General features: G+C 53.1%; 15 protein-coding genes and 1 other RNA gene. 6 read left to right on the plus strand and 10 right to left on the minus strand.

Annotated elements, in window-relative coordinates:
- Positions 1-14: 14 nt before the first annotated feature.
- Together K1X45_RS10780 and K1X45_RS10785 are read left to right on the plus strand one after the other, a co-directional pair.
- Entirely contained in the window at positions 15-1274 is a 1260-nt protein-coding gene (locus K1X45_RS10780; RefSeq protein ID WP_220158804.1) for an aconitase X catalytic domain-containing protein, read from the plus strand.
- A complete protein-coding gene (locus K1X45_RS10785; RefSeq protein ID WP_220158805.1) occupies positions 1274-1693 on the plus strand; it encodes an aconitase X swivel domain-containing protein in 420 nt (139 codons plus the stop codon). The genes K1X45_RS10780 and K1X45_RS10785 overlap by 1 nt, the downstream gene beginning before the upstream one ends.
- 35 nt (positions 1694-1728) lie before the next feature.
- On the opposite strand, the gene K1X45_RS10790 is transcribed toward K1X45_RS10785, so the two are convergent.
- The 8 genes from K1X45_RS10790 to K1X45_RS10825 form a co-directional block, all read right to left on the minus strand.
- Positions 1729-2697 (minus strand): glyoxylate/hydroxypyruvate reductase A, encoded by a 969-nt coding sequence (locus K1X45_RS10790; RefSeq protein WP_220158806.1) that lies wholly within the window; start codon positions 2695-2697, stop codon positions 1729-1731.
- The gene (locus K1X45_RS10795) at positions 2694-4337 is read right to left on the minus strand and encodes an ABC transporter ATP-binding protein (RefSeq protein WP_220158807.1); all 1644 of its coding nucleotides are present in this window, start codon (positions 4335-4337) and stop codon (positions 2694-2696) included. The genes K1X45_RS10790 and K1X45_RS10795 overlap by 4 nt, the downstream gene beginning before the upstream one ends.
- Positions 4334-5470, minus strand: a complete 1137-nt coding sequence (locus tag K1X45_RS10800; protein ID WP_220158808.1) for an ABC transporter permease — start codon at positions 5468-5470, stop codon at positions 4334-4336. Before K1X45_RS10800 ends, K1X45_RS10795 begins: the two co-directional genes overlap by 4 nt.
- Positions 5470-6564: a microcin C ABC transporter permease YejB gene (locus K1X45_RS10805; protein WP_022711624.1), complete on the minus strand. Its 1095-nt coding sequence runs from the start codon at positions 6562-6564 to the stop codon at positions 5470-5472. The genes K1X45_RS10800 and K1X45_RS10805 overlap by 1 nt, the downstream gene beginning before the upstream one ends.
- 60 nt (positions 6565-6624) lie before the next feature.
- A complete protein-coding gene (locus K1X45_RS10810) occupies positions 6625-8526 on the minus strand; it encodes an extracellular solute-binding protein (RefSeq protein WP_220158809.1) in 1902 nt (633 codons plus the stop codon).
- Positions 8527-8617: 91 nt separating this feature from the next.
- Entirely contained in the window at positions 8618-10429 is a 1812-nt protein-coding gene (locus tag K1X45_RS10815; RefSeq protein ID WP_370627118.1) for an extracellular solute-binding protein, read from the minus strand.
- A gap of 146 nt (positions 10430-10575) precedes the next feature.
- On the minus strand, positions 10576-10800 hold the full coding sequence (locus tag K1X45_RS10820; RefSeq protein ID WP_028233806.1) for an alkylphosphonate utilization protein: 225 nt from the start codon (positions 10798-10800) through the stop codon (positions 10576-10578).
- Positions 10801-10869: 69 nt separating this feature from the next.
- Positions 10870-11550, minus strand: coding sequence for a cytochrome c family protein (locus tag K1X45_RS10825; protein WP_116088717.1), 681 nt, complete (start codon positions 11548-11550; stop codon positions 10870-10872).
- A gap of 181 nt (positions 11551-11731) precedes the next feature.
- Here K1X45_RS10825 and K1X45_RS10830 point away from each other — a divergent pair, with 181 nt between their 5' ends.
- The gene (locus K1X45_RS10830; RefSeq protein WP_022711619.1) at positions 11732-12475 is read left to right on the plus strand and encodes a 3-deoxy-manno-octulosonate cytidylyltransferase; all 744 of its coding nucleotides are present in this window, start codon (positions 11732-11734) and stop codon (positions 12473-12475) included.
- 49 nt (positions 12476-12524) lie between these two features.
- Positions 12525-13391, plus strand: coding sequence for a prephenate dehydratase (locus K1X45_RS10835; RefSeq protein WP_075654011.1), 867 nt, complete (start codon positions 12525-12527; stop codon positions 13389-13391).
- A gap of 76 nt (positions 13392-13467) precedes the next feature.
- On the opposite strand, the gene nudC is transcribed toward K1X45_RS10835, so the two are convergent.
- Together nudC and K1X45_RS10845 are read right to left on the minus strand one after the other, a co-directional pair.
- Positions 13468-14415 carry an NAD(+) diphosphatase gene (gene nudC / locus K1X45_RS10840; RefSeq protein WP_220158811.1) on the minus strand — a complete coding sequence of 316 codons (948 nt, stop codon included), beginning with the start codon at positions 14413-14415 and terminating at the stop codon, positions 13468-13470.
- Between the two features lie 23 nt (positions 14416-14438).
- A complete protein-coding gene (locus tag K1X45_RS10845) occupies positions 14439-14849 on the minus strand; it encodes an HIT domain-containing protein (RefSeq protein ID WP_220158812.1) in 411 nt (136 codons plus the stop codon).
- 158 nt (positions 14850-15007) lie between these two features.
- Between K1X45_RS10845 and ffs the strand changes: the two genes are divergently transcribed.
- An RNA gene (gene ffs, locus K1X45_RS10850) (signal recognition particle sRNA small type) lies at positions 15008-15104 on the plus strand.
- A gap of 220 nt (positions 15105-15324) precedes the next feature.
- The gene (locus K1X45_RS10855) at positions 15325-17169 is read left to right on the plus strand and encodes a DNA polymerase III subunit gamma/tau (protein ID WP_370627119.1); all 1845 of its coding nucleotides are present in this window, start codon (positions 15325-15327) and stop codon (positions 17167-17169) included.
- The last annotated feature ends 17 nt before the right edge of the window (positions 17170-17186 follow it).

The following is a 17186-nucleotide window of genomic DNA, read 5'->3' on the forward strand; positions in this document are numbered from 1 at the left end:
TTCGGGAGGAACCTATGGTGCTGGCACTGAGCGCGGAGGAGCGTGCCATTATCAACGGGCGGGATGGTGCAGGCGCTGCAATGGCCATGCGCATTGTTGCCAGAACTGCGGAGCTGATGGGGGCACCGAGACTGATTCCCATAGCTTCCGCACATATTGACGGTGCGCTCTATCATGGCGACAGCGGCACTTTTTTCGCAGAAAAACTGGTGGAAGGGCAGGCTAAGGTACGCGTTCGCTCGACGCTGAATGTCGGTTCGCTCGATCTGACCGGTTGCTCCGGCAACCGTCTGCCGCTCCATGAAGCGGTAATGGCAAAGCGCATGATGCAGGCCTATATCAAACTTGGTTGTGAACCGTCATGGACCTGCGCACCCTATCAGGCAGGGCACCGGCCGCAAACGGGAACGGATGTGGCGTGGGGAGAATCGAATGCCGTGGTGTTTTGCAATTCGGTTCTGGGCGCGCGTACGAATCGCTACGGCGATTATCTGGATATTGCCTGTGCTATTGCCGGTCGCGCACCGGATTACGGATTACACAGATCAGAGAATCGCCGTGCCACAATTGTAGTTGATCTGAGCGCTCTTGATTCTGCACTTTTAAGTCAGGCGGTGGTATGGCCGGTGCTGGGCAATCTTTACGGACGCCTGATTGGTGATTCTATCGGCGTGGTGACCGGCGTTGCACCGGAACTGCTGACAGAGGATGATCTGAAGGCTTTTGGCGCGGCCTCTGCCTCATCCGGCGCTGTCGGCCTGTTTCATATTGCGGGACACACACCGGAGGCACCGGATGTCGAAACGGCACTACAAGGCCATGCGCCGCTGGAAACTATCCGTGTAACACCACAAATGCTGCGGGAAGCGCGCAAAGCTCTGTCTACAGTTACGGCAGACAGAATCGATGCGGTGGCAATCGGCAGTCCGCATTTATCGCTCGACGAGTTTGATTTTCTTGAGGCAGCAATTTCAGACCGGCGTCTCACTGTCCCGCTTTATGCCTGTACAGGGCGGCATGTGCTGCGCGAGCTGGATAAGAATCAGCGACGGCAAAGACTGGAACAGGCTGGCGTGATTGTGGTGGCTGACACTTGTGTGGTCGTCACGCCGATTCTGCCGGAGAAAGACAATGCGGTGCTGATGACAAATTCCGGAAAATTTGCCCATTATGCCCCGGGCAATACCGGTTATGGTGTTGTCTATGGCTCTTTGCAGGAATGTGTTGAAAGCGCTGTCACCGGCCATGTCCAATTCTCTGAGGGGGCATGGTGATGGGGGCAGATACTTTGCAGGCAAAAATACTGGTCGCAGGCGCAGCGGTGGAGGCGGCTGGTTTTGCTTTAACGGCTCCGATCAGCTTCTGGGGCGGGGTTGATCCGCAAACCGGCCTGATCGCCAATGTGCGCCATCCGCAATATGGCCAGTCCGTCTCAGGCAAGGTTCTGTGCCTGCCTGCAACTGTCGGGTCCTCATCTGCAGCTGCTGTGCTGCTGGAACTGGTGCACAGTAACCGCGCACCGGCAGCGATTATCCTGCATGAACCGGATGCGATTCTGTTACTGGGTCTGATTGTTGCGGAAGAAATGGGACTGACAATTCCGCCTGCCTATCAACTGGATCGCGATACATATGCCGGATTAGATCAGCGGCAATTGCATATCAGCGAGCAAGGAACGATCCGCATTCTATAAGAAAAGAGCCGGAATTTCCGGCTCTTTTTAAGTTCTTAATATTGTTTCTCACGGTCAACGAGATTGATCAGCGTGCCGTCGCGCTCATAGTCGCGGATCATGCGGATAATCTCCGGCACCAGAGCATTGGCCGAGGAACTGGCTGCGGCATGGGGGGTGATCGTGATTTTCGGATTACCCCAGAGCGGGCTGTTTTCAGGCAGCGGCTCGGTTTCAAACACATCAAGCGAGGCAGCAGAAAGCAGGCCGCGTTCAAGCGCTGCCTGAATATCGGCTTCATTCTGCAAACCGCCGCGCCCTGCATTAATCAGGATTGGCGCGCCAAGAGGCCCGTCCTCTTTCATGCGCCCGAAGACTGACATGGACAGAATACCTTTGGTATCCGGTGTCAGCGGCAGCAGGCAGACGAGAATATCAACCTGTTTGAGGAATTCTGACAATCCGTCTTTCCCGTGATAGGTGGCAACACCTGCCACATCCTGCGGGCGGCGGCTCCAGCCGCTGACATTGAAACCGATATGTTTCAGCTTGTCAGCAGCATCGCGTCCCAAAACGCCTAAGCCCATGATCCCGACATTGACCTCATTGGCCGCAGGCTGGCGGCGATCTTCACGCCAGACTTTCTTGAGCTGCTGAGCGCGATATTGAGGGCCGAGACGATGATGATCCAGCACCTGCCAGACCACATATTCGGTCATGCGCATGGTCAGATCAGGCGAAACAGTACGCACGATCGGCAGATCCGGCACCTGATCGTCATGGAACACATGATCCACACCGGCACCGAGCGAGAAGATAACTTTCAGATTAGGCAGATTGGCAAGCGAACCGCGTTTCTGTTTCCACACCAGCGCATAATCAATGGATGCTTCTTCACCGGCTTTGACCTCAGTAACGATTTCACGCTCCGGCGCAGCTTTGGCAAAGGCTTTGATCCAGATCTCCGGATCCCAGCCGGTCGCTGCAAAATAGATTTTACCCGTGTTTTTTACTGCTGCATTCATTGATTTACCACTCCCTTTTCAGCCGTCTCCAAACGGAAGGCTGCTGCCATCAATGCGCGGGTGTAATCGGTTTTCGGCGCTCCGAAGATTTCCTCCGCCGGACCATATTCCACTGCTTTGCCATTGCGCATCACCAGCACATGATTGGCAAGGGCTTTGACCACGCGCAAGTCGTGACTGATGAAAAGATAGCTTAATTCGTGTTTTTTCTGCAAATTGCGCAGCAATTCGACAACCTGTGCCTGCACGCTCATATCGAGGGCCGAAGTCGGCTCATCCAGCATCACAAAACGCGGATTGAGCACCATGGCACGGGCGATGGCGATGCGCTGGCGCTGGCCGCCGGAAAACTCGTGCGGATAACGGAAGCGGCTTTCCGGATCGAGATTAACCTCATGCAAAGCGGCAACGACTTTATCATCGCGCTCGTCAGCCGAGAGTTTCGGTTCATGCACCTGCAATCCCTCGGCGATAATCTCCGCAACCGACATACGCGGGCTGAGAGAGCCGAACGGATCCTGAAACACAATCTGCATTTCACGGCGTAACGGGCGCATATCCTTAAAGGAAAACTGATCAATATTGCGCTCGCCAAAGCGGATTTCGCCTTTGGAGGAAATCATGCGCGACAGCGCCAAACCAAGTGTGGTTTTACCAGAGCCGGATTCGCCGACAACACCGAGTGTCTGCCCCGCGCGCAGTTCCACATTGATACCGTCAACGGCCTTCACATAATCGACTGTCTTGCGCAGAAAGCCTTTTTTGATCGGAAACCAGACTTTGATATCTTCTCCGCTCATGACCAGCGGTGCATTTTTTTCCGCAGGCAGCGGTGCGCCTTTCGGCTCAGCACTCAGCAAATGCTTGGTATAATCATGCTGCGGATTGGTGAAAATATCTTCTGTCTTGCCGCTTTCCACGATTTTACCGTGATGCATCACGCAAACGCGGTCGGCAATTTTGCGCACCACACCCAGATCATGGGTGATGAACAGCATCGACATATCCTGTGACTGCTTTAACTCGGCCAGCAATTGCAGAATCTGTGCCTGCACTGTCACATCGAGCGCGGTGGTCGGCTCATCGGCAATCAGCAGTTTTGGCTTATTGGCGAGCGCCATGGCGATCATCACGCGCTGGCGCTGCCCGCCGGAAAGCTGGTGCGGGTAGGATTGCAGGCGCTTTTCCGGCTCGCGGATACCGACCTCATGGAGCAGCTCCAGCGTGCGTGCACGTGCTTGTTTTTCGCCCATGCCCTGATGCAGACGCAGGATTTCGCTGATCTGACGTTCAACCACATGCAGCGGATTGAGCGAGGTCATCGGCTCCTGAAAAATCATGGCAATATCATTGCCGCGAACACCGCGCAGTTTGTTTTCCGGCATGGTCAGCATGTCTGCACCCTCAAAAAGGATCTGACCGGACGGATGGCTGGCGGAAGGATAGGGCAGCAGTTTCAGCACCGACAAAGCGGAGATGGATTTGCCCGAGCCGGATTCCCCCACCAGAGCGACGGTTTCACCTTTGTGAATGTCGAAGGAAATATGATCGACAGCAACCCTGTCCTGACCATCCTGATGAAAGGCAATCGACAGATCGCGGACACTCAGCAGCACTTCGGCTTTTTCATGGGAACTCATTTAAAAGCCTTTCGCGGATCAAAGGCATCACGCACTGCTTCACCGACAAAGATCAGCAGCGACAGCATCAGCGAGATAACCACAAAGCCGGTTATACCAAGCCATGGTGCCTGAAGATTATTCTTACCCTGTGCCAGCATTTCACCAAGCGACGCCGAGCCTGGCGGCAGACCAAAGCCGAGGAAGTCGAGCGAGGTCAGCGTGGTGATTGAGCCGTTGAGAATAAATGGCAGGAAGGTCAGGGTTGCGACCATCGCGTTGGGCAGCAGATGCCGCCACATGATGGTGCGGTTATTGACGCCCAGCGAGCGTGCCGCATTCACATATTCAAAGTTACGGGCGCGCAGGAATTCGGCACGCACCACGCCGACAAAGGCGACCCATGAGAACAGCAGCATAATAAACAGCAGTACCCAGAAGCCCGGCGGCAGAATGGCAGCGATGATCAGGAGCAGATAGAGCACCGGTATGGACGACCAGATTTCGATGAAGCGCTGGAAAATCAGATCAACCCAGCCACCGAAATAGCCCTGTACCGCACCGGCGGTCACACCGATTACACCGGAAAAGGCAGTGAGAATGAGGCCGAACAGCACGGAGATACGGAACCCATAAAGCGCACGGGCAAACACATCACGTGCCTGATCGTCAGTGCCGAGCCAGTTCATATTGCCGATGGTGCAGTTCGGATCATTTACGCCTTCCGCATAGCGGGCGCAGCGCTGTTCTTTCGACATCAGCCAGAACGGTTTGGACGGTGCGGCTTCCGGAATTTCATTATTCACGGTGCGGTAGGAATAGCGAACCGGCGGCCAGACTGCCCAGCCGTTCTGGTTAATCTCATCCTGAATGACCGGATCGCGGTAATCGGTAACTGCATAGAAACCGCCGAATTTTTCTTCCGGATAATCAACCAGCACCGGCATCAGAATTTCGCCCTTGTAGGAAACCAGTATTGGTTTGTCATTGGCGATAAATTCAGCAAAGAGCGAGGTCACAAACAGAAACAGGAAAATCCACAGTGACCACCAGCCGCGCCGATTGGCCTTGAAATTGCGCCAGCGCCGCTGGTTGAGCGGTGACAGAAACGGGCGTTTCACACGTGCAGGAGGGGTAGCCGTGACAGCACTCATCACACATCCCTCCGGTCGAAATCAATCCGCGGATCAATCCATGTATAAGTGAGATCGGAGAGCAGACCGACCAGCAGGCCGATCAGCGAGAAGATAAACAGATTGGCAAAGACCACAGGATAATCACGGTTGAGAACGGACTGATAGCCAAGCAGACCGAGACCGTCGAGCGAGAAGATGGTTTCAATCAGCAGCGAGCCGGTGAAGAAAGCGGTGATAAACGCACCGGGAAAACCGGCAATCACAATCAGCATCGCATTGCGGAACACATGGCCGTAAAGCACCTGCCGTTCTGTCAGGCCTTTGGCGCGGGCTGTGGTGACATATTGTTTGCGGATTTCTTCCAGAAACGAGTTTTTGGTGAGCAGGGTGGTCGTCGCAAAGGCCGACAGCACCAGCGCCAGCACCGGCAGCGCCATATGCCAGATATAGTCTGTGATTTTGCCCCACAGGCTCATCTGGTCGAAATCCGGCGAAGTCAGACCGCGCAGCGGGAACCAGTCGAAGAATGAACCGCCTGCAAACAGCACGATCAGCATGATGGCGAAAAGAAAACTCGGAATTGCATAGCCGACAATAATCACCGCGCTGGTCCAGACGTCAAAACGTGAACCGTCGCGCACAGCTTTGAGAATACCGAGCGGGATAGAGATCATATAGGAAATCAGGGTGAGCCACAGGCCGAGCGAAATCGAAACCGGCAGCTTTTCCTTAATCAGATCAATCACTTCAATATCGCGGAAATAGGAATGGCCGAAGTCAAAACGGGCATAGTTCCACAGCATCAGACCGAAGCGTTCCAGCGGCGGTTTATCAAAGCCGAACTGCTTTTCCAGACTGGCGATAAATTCAGGATCAAGCCCCTGCGCACCGCGATATTTCGAGGAGCTGCCGCTGTCCATTGATATTGCGCCTGCATCAGCGCCTCCGCCTGAAAGCCTGTCCATGGCATCGCCGCCTTGTCCCTGCAATTGTGCAATCACACGCTCTACGGGGCCGCCGGGGGCAAACTGGATGACGGCAAAAGAAATGGCCATGATGCCGAAAATGGTTGGAATCATGAGCAGCAGGCGTCGGAGAATATAAGCGCCCATCAGATGAATAATCCTGTTTGTTTCTTATTGTGTTTTGTGAATTTAGCGCAAAGAACTGAATTATGTTTTACCAAGCTGTCCGGCTTTCGCTTTATCATACCACCAGTAAAATTCCGGATAGCCGCCATAGGGAGGCGATTCTGTCATACCAAATTTGTCCCAATAGGCGATCAGTTTTCCGCCTGCTGACCAGCAGGGGATCCAGTCTCTGCGGTAACGTAACAACCGGTCGAGAATAAGGACAGTGGCGGTCAGGTCTTTGCGATTATCCGCCTGTGCCACATCATCCAGCAATGCATCAATCAAAGGGCTGCTGGTGCCGGTATGATTTTGTGAACCCGGCAGGTTGACACTTTCCGAACCATACATGACAGCAAGTGTGGCTCTGTCCAAAGTCGGCGATGTGCTGAAGGCAAGACCCATCATGTCATAATCAAAATCCAGCAGACGCTTCTGATAAGTCGCCGCTTCTGCCATGCGAACTGTCGCATTGATGCCGATGGCCTGAAGGTTCTTAATCATCGGATTATAGACGCGGTTAAATCCGTCGGAATCATTGAGAATTTCCAGCGTGAAAATCTGACCGTCAGTACCAACCAGCCACTGGCCTTTGCGCTGATAGCCCGCCTCTTTCAGCAAGTCTGCCGCACGGCGCAAGTGTTCACGATTGCGGCCGCTGCCGTCCGTTACCGGCATTGTCACCGGATCACCGAGCAGAGCAGTGCGGGTTTCCTCATCAATCAGTGCAGCATGGCGGGTAATAATTGCCTGTTCAGCGGCGGACGCCTTGCCCTTGGCTTCAAAATCAGAATTGCTGAAGTTGGATTGCTGGCGCTGATACAGATTGCTGAACAGGTTTCTGTTGCTCCATTCAAAGTCAAAGCACAGTCCTATCGCCTCGCGCACCCGCTTGTCACGAAAACGCTCGCGGCGCTGGTTGAGCGCCCAGCTTTGCATGGACGGAAATTTCCATGCAGGAAAGCGTTTCTTGATAACTTTACCGGTTTCTACTGCACTGAAATTATAATCATTGGTCCATGATTTGGAGACGCTTTCTGCACGCCAGTCCAGAATACCTTTTTTGAAAGCCTCAAATGCCGGTTGTCTGTCGCGGAAAAACTCGATGCGGATACGGTCAAAATTATTGCGCCCGATATTCACATTGAGATCTTTGGCCCAATAATCTTCATTACGCTGATATTCGATAAATTGTCCGGCAGAGAATGCACCGACTTTATAGGCACCGGAGCCGAGCGGAATAGTCAGGCTGTTTCCGTCAAAACTATGCTCCGTGTAATAGGCTTTGGAGAGCACGGGCAGCAATACCATGCTGGTGATGAGACGGCGGTTTTGGGCTGCTGTTTCACCTTTGAGGGTCAGCTTCAGGCGATAGTCATCCTCGGCAACCGCGCTTTCCATTTTTGCAAGCAGCAGGCGGAGCGCCGGATGACCTTTTTCTTTCAGCAGATCATAGCTGAAAGCTGCATCATGCGCGGTGAGTGGTGTGTTATCGTGAAAACGCGCCTGTTCGCGCAGTTTGAACATATAGCTTTTGCCGTCATCGCTGGCAGTCACGCTTTCTGCGATCAAACCGTAAACCGCATCCGGTTCATCCAGTGCACGGGTCATCAATGTATCGAAACAGATTTCCATCCGTGGCGGCGCATCACCCAAAGCGGAAAATGTATTGAGCGTGTTGAAAGTGTTTGGAGCCTGATTCAGCGTCCATTCATTGACAGAGAAATTAAAGCTTCCGCCTTTGGGTGCCTGCGGATTGATATAATCAAAATGGCTGAAACCGGCAGGATATTTCAGATCATCAAACACGGCCAGCCCGTGACTGGCTGTGTTTTTGTTTTCCTGCGCTCTGAGCTGAAAGGGGAGAGCGGAGCTCAGTGCCACGGCCCCGCTTAGCACAAGAATCTGCCGCCGGTTCATAAGGCTTTTATGATGCTCTGCCATGATTTTTCTCCCGCTTTGCAGCTGTGATCCGGTCTTGTATCGGGCATAAAATTATACACCAAAATACAGGACCAAATCAGAGTGAGCCATTTTATGGTTTAGGCTTTACCCACCAGGAAAACGGATCAATCCCGGCATAATCAGGCTGCTTGTCCGGCAGGCCGAACTTATTCCAATAGGCAACATTGATCGTATCGGAATACCATTGCGGCACGGTGTAATAATTCCACAGCAGCACGCGGTCGAGGGCGCGGGTGGCAGCCACCAGCTCGTCGTGATCTTTGGCATAGACAACGCGGTCGATCAGCTTGTCGATGGCCGGATTTTTGATGCCGGCATAGTTTTTGCTGCCTTTCAGATCGGCAGACTGGGTGCTCCACATCTCCCGCTGTTCATTGCCGGGTGACTGGCTCTGCGCTACAACCGTGGTGATAATATCGTAATCGAAGTCATTCACCCGTGCCTGATATTGCGCATCATCAACAACGCGCAGTGACGCATTGATGCCGACGCGGCGCAGATTGTTGATATACGGATTTACAACGCGCTCATCATTCGGATTGTTGGTCAGGAATTCGAGGGTAAAGACCTCGCCTTTATCATTGGTGAGCTTGCCGTCCTTCACCACCCAGCCGGCCTGTGCAAACAGGTCAATGGCATGGCGCAGATTGGTGCGCATGGCCTGCGGCGTGTCGAAGACCGGCAGTTTATACGGCTTGGTGAAAACAGCTTCCGGAATTTCTCCGCGCACGGTTTCCAGAATTTTCAGCTCCTCTGGAGAGGGCAGGCCGGATGAGGCCAGATCAATACCGGCAAAATAGCTTTCAATCCGCTTATACTGGTTGAAAAACAGCAGACGGTTCATGCTTTCAAAATCAAACACCCAGTTGAGTGCTTCACGGACGCGAATATCCTGAAACTTTGCTTTTCTGGTATTCAGGAATGCGCCCTGCATACGACCTGCCGCATGAAACGGGAAACTGGCTTTGATAACATCGCCGCGCTCCACAGCCGGAAAATTATATTGTTCTTTCCAGCGCTGAGCCATGTTTTCCAGACGGAAATCATAGATGCCGCCTTTTTTGAAGGCTTCCCATGTCGCATCATTGTTCAGAAAATATTCGTATTTGACCTGATCGAAATTATTCCGTCCGACATGGGTCGGCTGGTCTTTGCCCCAGTAATCCTCTGCGCGTTGCCAGATGATGGATTTACCCGGATTAACGGAAGCGATTTTATAGGCACCGGAGCCGAGCGGAATTTCGAGAGTGGAACGGCTGATATCACGCTGCTTGCCGTTTTTATCTTTGCCTTGCCACCAATGTTTCGGCAGCACGACGAGATCACCCATAATGCTCGGCAATTCGCGGTTACCGCTCTTGTCAAAGGTGAAGGTGACTTCGTTCTCTCCGGTTTTCTCGGCTTTCACGACGTCCGCATAATAGCGGTTATAGAGCGGGGATTGTTTTTTCAGCGTCTCGAAAGACCAGATTACATCTTCCACGGTAATCGGGGTCTTGTCATGCCATGCGGCTTTCGGATTGATGCGGAATTTTACCCAGGAAAAATCATCCGGATATTGCATGGCTTCGGCAACCATTCCGTAGGATGTCGAGCTCTGATCCATCGACTGATCCATCAGCGTGTCATAGAGCATACCGCCGCCGAAATTGGCGAGACCTGCAGCCGCAACACCCTGCACCACATAGGGGTTCAGCGTATCAAATGAACCGACAGCAACCTGATTAAGCGTGCCGCCTTTAGGCGCATCAGGATTGACATAATCGTAATGTTTAAAGCCTGCGGCATATTTAGGCTCACCTGTCAGGCTGTTGGCATGGCGCCATGGCAAATCCTGAGCGGAAGCGAGACTGCTATACAGCCCCAAACCTGCAAGAAGCATAATCCGCAATGCTGTTTTCATTCCGCCACCCGATAGTTTGTTCACAAAAATACGCTTTCACTTTAATGATCCCTGTATGAATTAAAAGGGAAAGCGGGCAGAAGCAGAGCAAAAATCGGAAGTGGCGGATTAAATCTTTGTAATAATCAGGCTTTTTTGACGAATTCGGTTTTCAGAACCAGGCCTTTGACTTGCTTGGTGTTGCATTCAACTTCACCGTCACGGCCGTTGAGGCGGACATTTTTCACCAAGGTGCCACGCTTGATGGTTTCAGATGTGCCTTTGACTTTGAGGTCTTTGATGAGGGTGACAGAGTCACCGTCCTGCAGCTGGGTGCCGTTGCTGTCGCGTACAATTGGTTCATCAGACATGAGACATTTTCCTTCAAAATAAAAGCCGGGCATTAAGCCCGGCTTGATAATATTCAATTGATCCTAAGATCAGTTGGCGGGCTGCGTTGCCGGTGCTTCCGGTGCGGCAGGTGCCGGAGTTTCTGTTGCCGGTGCGGCCGGAGCTTCAGCAGGCTTTTCTTCTGCCGGTTTTGGAGCTTCAGCAGGAGCGGCAGCTTCCGGTGCAGGCAGCGGCGCAGGATTGTCAGACAGCGAGCGCAGATAAGCAATCAGATCAGCGCGTTCATTGTCTTTTTTATCGCCGGCAAAGCCCATAGCTGTGCCTTTGATATAGCCTTTAGGCGAGGTCAGGAACTTATTGAGATGCTCATAATCCCAGACTTCTTTGCCGCCCTGTGAAAATTCTTTCATGGCTGCGGAATAGCTGAAACCTTCAACGGTCGCCATCGGACGGTTTACAACATCCCAGAGATGCGGACCGACTTTGTTCGCGCCGCCTTTTTCACTCGTGTGACAGGCTGCACAGCGTTTGAACACTGTTGCACCGCGCGCAGGATCAGCTGATGCCAGCAAAGTTGCAATCGGAACAGCAACAGCTGCTTCCTTGCCACCGGCTGCCGGTGCGCCGCCTTCTGCAGCTGCAATTTCATAACCGGCTTTTTCAGGATGCGAGGTCGAGAAAATCGCATCGGATGAAATACCAATAGTCATTACAACAAAAACTGTGGCCAGAAAGGCCATGATAAACTTGTTGGACTGAGACGATTCCATGTGGCCGCTAGCGCTCCTCTTCCCCAACGCCTTTAGCTTGGCGGTAATTATTGATACGTCTTAGGGGAGGATTGCCCTCCATTGCTGACTTTCGCCGGAAACTAGGTCTTTTACTTGGCGCTGGCAACACCTATAAGAACTGCAGTACCCGTGACTTTTTGACACTTTCGGATGAATAGCCATGTCTAAGCCGTTTAAATCGCTGATCCTGATCCCCGCCCGCATGGCCTCAACCCGTCTTCCGGGCAAGCCGCTGGCCGACATTGCCGGAAAGCCGATGATCGTGCATGTGGCCGAGCGTGCAGTTGCATCCGGTCTGGGACGCGTGGTTGTGGCTACGGATAGTGCAGAGATTAAAACCGCTGTCGAGGCGCACGGGCTTGAAGCGGTGATGACACGCAGCGATCATGAATCCGGTTCGGACAGAATTTATGAAGCTTTGCAAACTATTGATCCGAATAAAGAATTTGACGCGGTAATCAATGTTCAGGGTGACCTGCCAGTGATTGATCCGGCACTGATTAAAACCGCTTTGCAGCCGCTGATTGACGGGCCTGCGGATATCGCCACCCTTGGTGTTGAGATCACAGATCCCCAAGAGAAGACCAATCCGAATGTGGTGAAGATAGTGGGCTCGCCGCTGGCCGGTGCCAATAAATTGCGCGCGCTTTATTTTACCCGCGCCACTGCGCCTTATGGCGATGGCCCGCTTTACCATCATATCGGTCTCTACGCCTATCGCCGTGCGGCACTGGAAAAATTTGTCGCGCTCGGGCCTTCGGTTCTGGAATTGCGTGAAAAACTGGAACAGCTGCGGGCTCTGGAAGCGGGTATGCGAATCGATGTGGAAGTGGTTCAATCCTTCCCGCTCGGTGTGGATACACCGGAAGATCTGGAAAAGGCGCGTCAGTTTCTGTCCCGCTGAAATTCAGAGAAAACAGAGAAGCATTTTATAAATAGTCAAAGGCACCAAAATGGCAGCGAAGACCAATAAAATATCGTTTCAGGGTGAACCGGGAGCAAATTCCGATACGGCCTGCCGCAATATGTTTCCGACGATGGAGCCGCTGCCATGTGCGACTTTTGAAGATGCATTTAATGCCGTTGAAAATGGCGAAGCCGATCTGGCGATGATTCCGATTGAGAATACGCTGGCCGGACGTGTTGCGGATATTCATCATCTTTTGCCGGAATCACGTCTGCATATTATCGGCGAATATTTCCTGCCGATCCATTTTCAGCTGATGGTGCTGCCGGGCACCAAAATGGAAGATATCAAAAGCGTTCACAGCCATATTCATGCGCTGGGACAATGCCGTAAAATCATTCGCGGCAATGGCTGGAAACCGGTGATTGCCGGTGATACTGCAGGCGCTGCCCGTCAGGTGGCGGATCTGGGCGATAAGAGCAAGGCGGCCTTAGCACCATTGCTGGCCGCAGAACTCTACGGACTGGAAATTTTGCAGCATAATGTCGAAGACGCGGAAAACAATATTACGCGCTTTGTTGTGCTGTCCAAACAGGAACAATGGGCACCGCGCAAGTCACCGGACGAGCTGATGGTGACGACTTTTGTATTCCGCGTGCGCAACGTTCCGGCAGCGCTTTATAAGGCGATGGGCGGCTTTGCGACCAACGGCATCAACATGACCAAGCTGGAGAGCTACCAGATCGGTGGTACTTTCATGGCCACGCAGTTCTATGCGGATATTGAAGGCCATCCGGATGATCGTTCCGTGCAGCTGGCACTGGAAGAACTGGCCTTCTTCACTAAGGAAGTGCGTATTGTCGGTGTTTATCCGGGCAGTGAAAACCGCAAGCAGTTGCTTGCAGCTGAGTAAGCCCAAGCAACTGCTTGCAGCTGAATAATGGCAAGTAAAACAGATTGAAAAAGCGCCGGAGTGATCCGGCGCTTTTTTATTTGTCTGAACACTCTACCCAATGGCGGATCAGGGCGCTGGCGATGGCACCGGCAGGCGGTGTGCGTAGGCCTTGCTTATGGACATTATCCAGCATTGCTCTTGCCTCATCGCGGGTAAACCAGCGTCCGTCTTCCAGCTCCTCATAGTCGAGTGTGATCTGATCGGACAAGCCTTGCGCAAAACAGCCGATCATCAGGGAATAGGGAAACGGCCATGGCTGGCTGGCATGATAGATGACCTGTCCGACGGGCAGGCCTGATTCTTCCCGCACTTCACGCCGGACAGCATTTTCAATCGTCTCACCCGGCTCCACAAAACCGGCAAGGCAGGAATAGGTCAGCGGAGCAAAATGCGGGCTTCGCGCAAGCAGACACGTGTCGCCATTGTCGGTTTTGCGGGTGACCAGCATAATCACCACCGGATCGGTGCGTGGAAAATGCTCGGCATTGCAGGAAGTGCACACCCGTTTGAAACCGCCGATCCGCATTTCGGTTTCATGACCGCACCGACCGCAAAAGCGATGGGTTTTATGCCATGCAAGAAGTGCAGCCCCTTGCGCTACCATACCACTAAGAGCAGGCGGCAAAAGATGATGCGTATAGAGCGCGCGGTATTCCGAAGCTTCATAAGGCGCAGGAAGTGCCTCCGCGTCCAGTCCGGTGTCGAGTGCAAAATAGGCAATGCCCTCTGCTTCACCCAGCAAAATCAGATTGTCACCGGCAGATAAATCCGCGCAATTTTGCAGGGCGCGTCGCTCCGCATGGCTGAACAAGGCACGCTGTTCCGGTGTGTCCTGCTTCAGAATAATCTTATTGCCGGCAAAAAGCAGAAATTGCGCATCGGGATCAGCCAATGCTTTGGCTAAACTTGTTTCGTCCCGTTTCTCGGCCTGCGGATCAAGTGTCCTGCCGGCAAAGCCAAGACCATGGTTGTTATCTGTCATGTGATAAACTCAGGCCGCCAAAATCACGCAGAAAGACGGGCGCGTAATTCATTGATGAGTTGATGGGCTTCTTCTTCGGTGTAGGGCTCACGCGTGCCATGTCCCCAGACCGGACCCGGCCATGCTGCATCACCGCTGTTGCGAGCAACAATGTGAATATGCAGCTGGCGGACAATATTGCCGAGCGCACCGCTGTTGATTTTCTCGCAGCCGGTCGCTGATTTCATGGCTTCGGCAACCATAGAGGTTTCAAAGCTGAGCATGGTCTGATCGAGCGGGGTCAGCTCGTGAATTTCAGACATATCCGCGCGTTGCGGCACAAGGATCAGCCATGGCCAACGCTTGTCATTCATCAGTAAAAGCTGGCACAGGCCAAGCGGGCCGATAGGAAAGCTGTCATTTTGCAGGCGTTGATCGAGGGCGAAATCTGGCATGATGCGGTGCCTTTGTGAGGAATATTGTTCTTGTCCGGCAGTTTTTGCGGCTAGTCTGGAACTATTCAAACATAAAATGCATGAAAATAATCTATATTTTTTTATCTCAGCTTATTTGAGCCTTGCATTTTGTGTTCAAATTTCCGATATGAAGCGCGGGAGGTTGGTGGTGGACGTACCACTCGCCAACCGGGTCAGGTCCGGAAGGAAGCAGCCCTAACGAGCTCGGCACGGGTCATCGTGCCAGCCTCCCACCTTTTTCTCCCCTGAAAATCAGATTGTTGTGCACGGAAAAGCTAAGTTTTCCGAGAGGCCGCTTTCTGTTTTCAATCGGCTGACGATCTGTGCTACAGCAGTGAAGCTTAGAGCAGTTCCAGTTGTGATGAACTGTTGGAACCGCTCTAATTATTGTTTTACGCATTATCCTACGCAAAACCGGTTCCCACTTTTGCTGGAAATGCTTTAAAGACGGGATCTGAAGGAGCGCGCGAAATCCATGGATAGTAAACCGGCAGATAATGCTTATCGCGTTCTCGCCCGTAAATACCGCCCGCAGAATTTTGACGATCTTTATGGTCAGGAGCCGATGGTGCGCACCCTGACCAATGCTTTTGAAGCAGGACGCATTGCTCAGGCATGGATGCTGACCGGCGTGCGCGGGGTGGGTAAGACCACAACGGCGCGCATTCTGGCGCGCGGCCTGAATTATAAAACCGATACGATTGATCAGCCGAGTGTGCATCTGACCGAATTGGGTGAGCACTGTCAGGCGATTATGGAAGGCCGCCATGTCGATGTGATCGAGATGGATGCGGCCTCCCATACCGGTATTGATGATATTCGTGAGATTATTGAGCAGGTGCGCTACCGTCCGGTTTCTGCCCGTTACAAAGTCTATATCATCGACGAGGTGCACATGCTCTCCAATCAGGCCTTCAACGGCCTGCTGAAGACATTGGAAGAGCCGCCGCCGCATGTAAAATTCATTTTTGCGACCACAGAAATCCGCAAAGTTCCGATTACGGTGCTGTCACGCTGTCAACGTTTTGATCTGCGCCGTATTGAATCCGGCACGCTGACCAGCCTGTTGCGCAAGATTACCGGCCTTGAAAATGTGCAGGCTGATGACACGGCGCTGGCGATGATTGCCCGTGCCGGTGAAGGCTCTGCGCGTGACAGTCTCTCGATTCTCGATCAGGCGATTGCACATGGCAACGGCACAGTCGACAGCCAGACTGTGCGTGAAATGCTCGGCCTTGCCGACCGTGCGCGCATTATCGACCTGTTTGAAATGCTGATGCGCGGTGATGTGGCGGGTGTGCTGAAAGAATTCCGCGCGCAATATGATGTGGGGGCTGATCCTTCCGTTGTGCTGAGTGATCTGGCGGATTTCAACCATCTGGTCACACGCCTGCGTTTCACACCGGAAGTTGCGCAGGATATGTCGCTGTCGGAAGATGAGCGCGTGCGTGGTTCTGAATTTGCCAAAACATTGTCGATCCGCGCGCTGTCGCGCTGCTGGCAGATGTTGCTCAAAGGTATTCATGAGGTGGAAACCTCATCACGTCCGGTGCAGGCGGCAGAAATGTTGCTGATCCGTTTGGCGCATTCTGCCGATTTGCCGACACTGGACGAGGCGCTGAAAGCCATTGCCAATGGTCAGGTTGGCGGTAGTTCTGCACCATCGGCTCCGCAAGGCGGCGGTGGTAATGGCTCCGGTGGCGGGACGACTGCTTATGCTTCCGCTGATGCAGTTTCCGGCCAGATGGTGCAGCGTCAAAATAATGGTGGCGCCGCTCTTCGATTGGCAGAGCCAACTGCACAGCCAGTGATGCAGCCGCAAGCCATTGTCCAGCCAAAAGCAGAACCTGCTCCGCAGGCAGTGCGCATCCGCGACCTGAATGACATCGTCAATCTGGCAGGCAATAAGCGTGATCTGCAGTTCAAAGTTCTGGTCAAAAATTTCGTACGGCTGGTTTCCATCGGCCAGAATCGTATGGAAATTGCGCTGACCGAACATGCACCGAAAACGCTTGCCACCGATATGGCACAACGTCTGCTCGATTGGACGGGTGAACGCTGGATGGTTTCCGTTGCTCGTGACGGTGGTGGCCAGACCGTAGCTGAAGTGGAAACCGCACGGCGCGAAGAACTGGTAACAGATGCCCGCGCTGATCCGGATGTGGCGGCGATTCTTGCGAAATTTCCGGGTGCCAAAATTATCGACGTGCGCATTACCACACCGGATGACGACACGGATCTGGAAATGCAAATGCCGGATCCGGGTGTGGATAGCGGCGATTTGGATGATGACGATTAATTTTAGCCGCGGTTGAA

Origin of the sequence: Pseudochrobactrum sp. Wa41.01b-1 (assembly GCF_019464455.1) — a bacterium.
GTDB classification, from domain to species: domain Bacteria; phylum Pseudomonadota; class Alphaproteobacteria; order Rhizobiales; family Rhizobiaceae; genus Pseudochrobactrum; species Pseudochrobactrum saccharolyticum.

Coding starts and splice junctions, on each gene's coding strand:
- K1X45_RS10780 (WP_220158804.1), top strand. CDS start 15: ATGGTGCTGGCACTGAGCGCGGAGGAGCGTGCCATTATCAACGGGCGG.
- K1X45_RS10785 (WP_220158805.1), top strand. CDS start 1,274: ATGGGGGCAGATACTTTGCAGGCAAAAATACTGGTCGCAGGCGCAGCG.
- K1X45_RS10790 (WP_220158806.1), bottom strand. CDS start 2,697: ATGAATGCAGCAGTAAAAAACACGGGTAAAATCTATTTTGCAGCGACC.
- K1X45_RS10795 (WP_220158807.1), bottom strand. CDS start 4,337: ATGAGTTCCCATGAAAAAGCCGAAGTGCTGCTGAGTGTCCGCGATCTG.
- K1X45_RS10800 (WP_220158808.1), bottom strand. CDS start 5,470: ATGAGTGCTGTCACGGCTACCCCTCCTGCACGTGTGAAACGCCCGTTT.
- K1X45_RS10805 (WP_022711624.1), bottom strand. CDS start 6,564: ATGGGCGCTTATATTCTCCGACGCCTGCTGCTCATGATTCCAACCATT.
- K1X45_RS10810 (WP_220158809.1), bottom strand. CDS start 8,526: ATGGCAGAGCATCATAAAAGCCTTATGAACCGGCGGCAGATTCTTGTG.
- K1X45_RS10815 (WP_370627118.1), bottom strand. CDS start 10,429: ATGCTTCTTGCAGGTTTGGGGCTGTATAGCAGTCTCGCTTCCGCTCAG.
- K1X45_RS10820 (WP_028233806.1), bottom strand. CDS start 10,800: ATGTCTGATGAACCAATTGTACGCGACAGCAACGGCACCCAGCTGCAG.
- K1X45_RS10825 (WP_116088717.1), bottom strand. CDS start 11,550: ATGGAATCGTCTCAGTCCAACAAGTTTATCATGGCCTTTCTGGCCACA.
- K1X45_RS10830 (WP_022711619.1), top strand. CDS start 11,732: ATGTCTAAGCCGTTTAAATCGCTGATCCTGATCCCCGCCCGCATGGCC.
- K1X45_RS10835 (WP_075654011.1), top strand. CDS start 12,525: ATGGCAGCGAAGACCAATAAAATATCGTTTCAGGGTGAACCGGGAGCA.
- nudC (WP_220158811.1), bottom strand. CDS start 14,415: ATGACAGATAACAACCATGGTCTTGGCTTTGCCGGCAGGACACTTGAT.
- K1X45_RS10845 (WP_220158812.1), bottom strand. CDS start 14,849: ATGCCAGATTTCGCCCTCGATCAACGCCTGCAAAATGACAGCTTTCCT.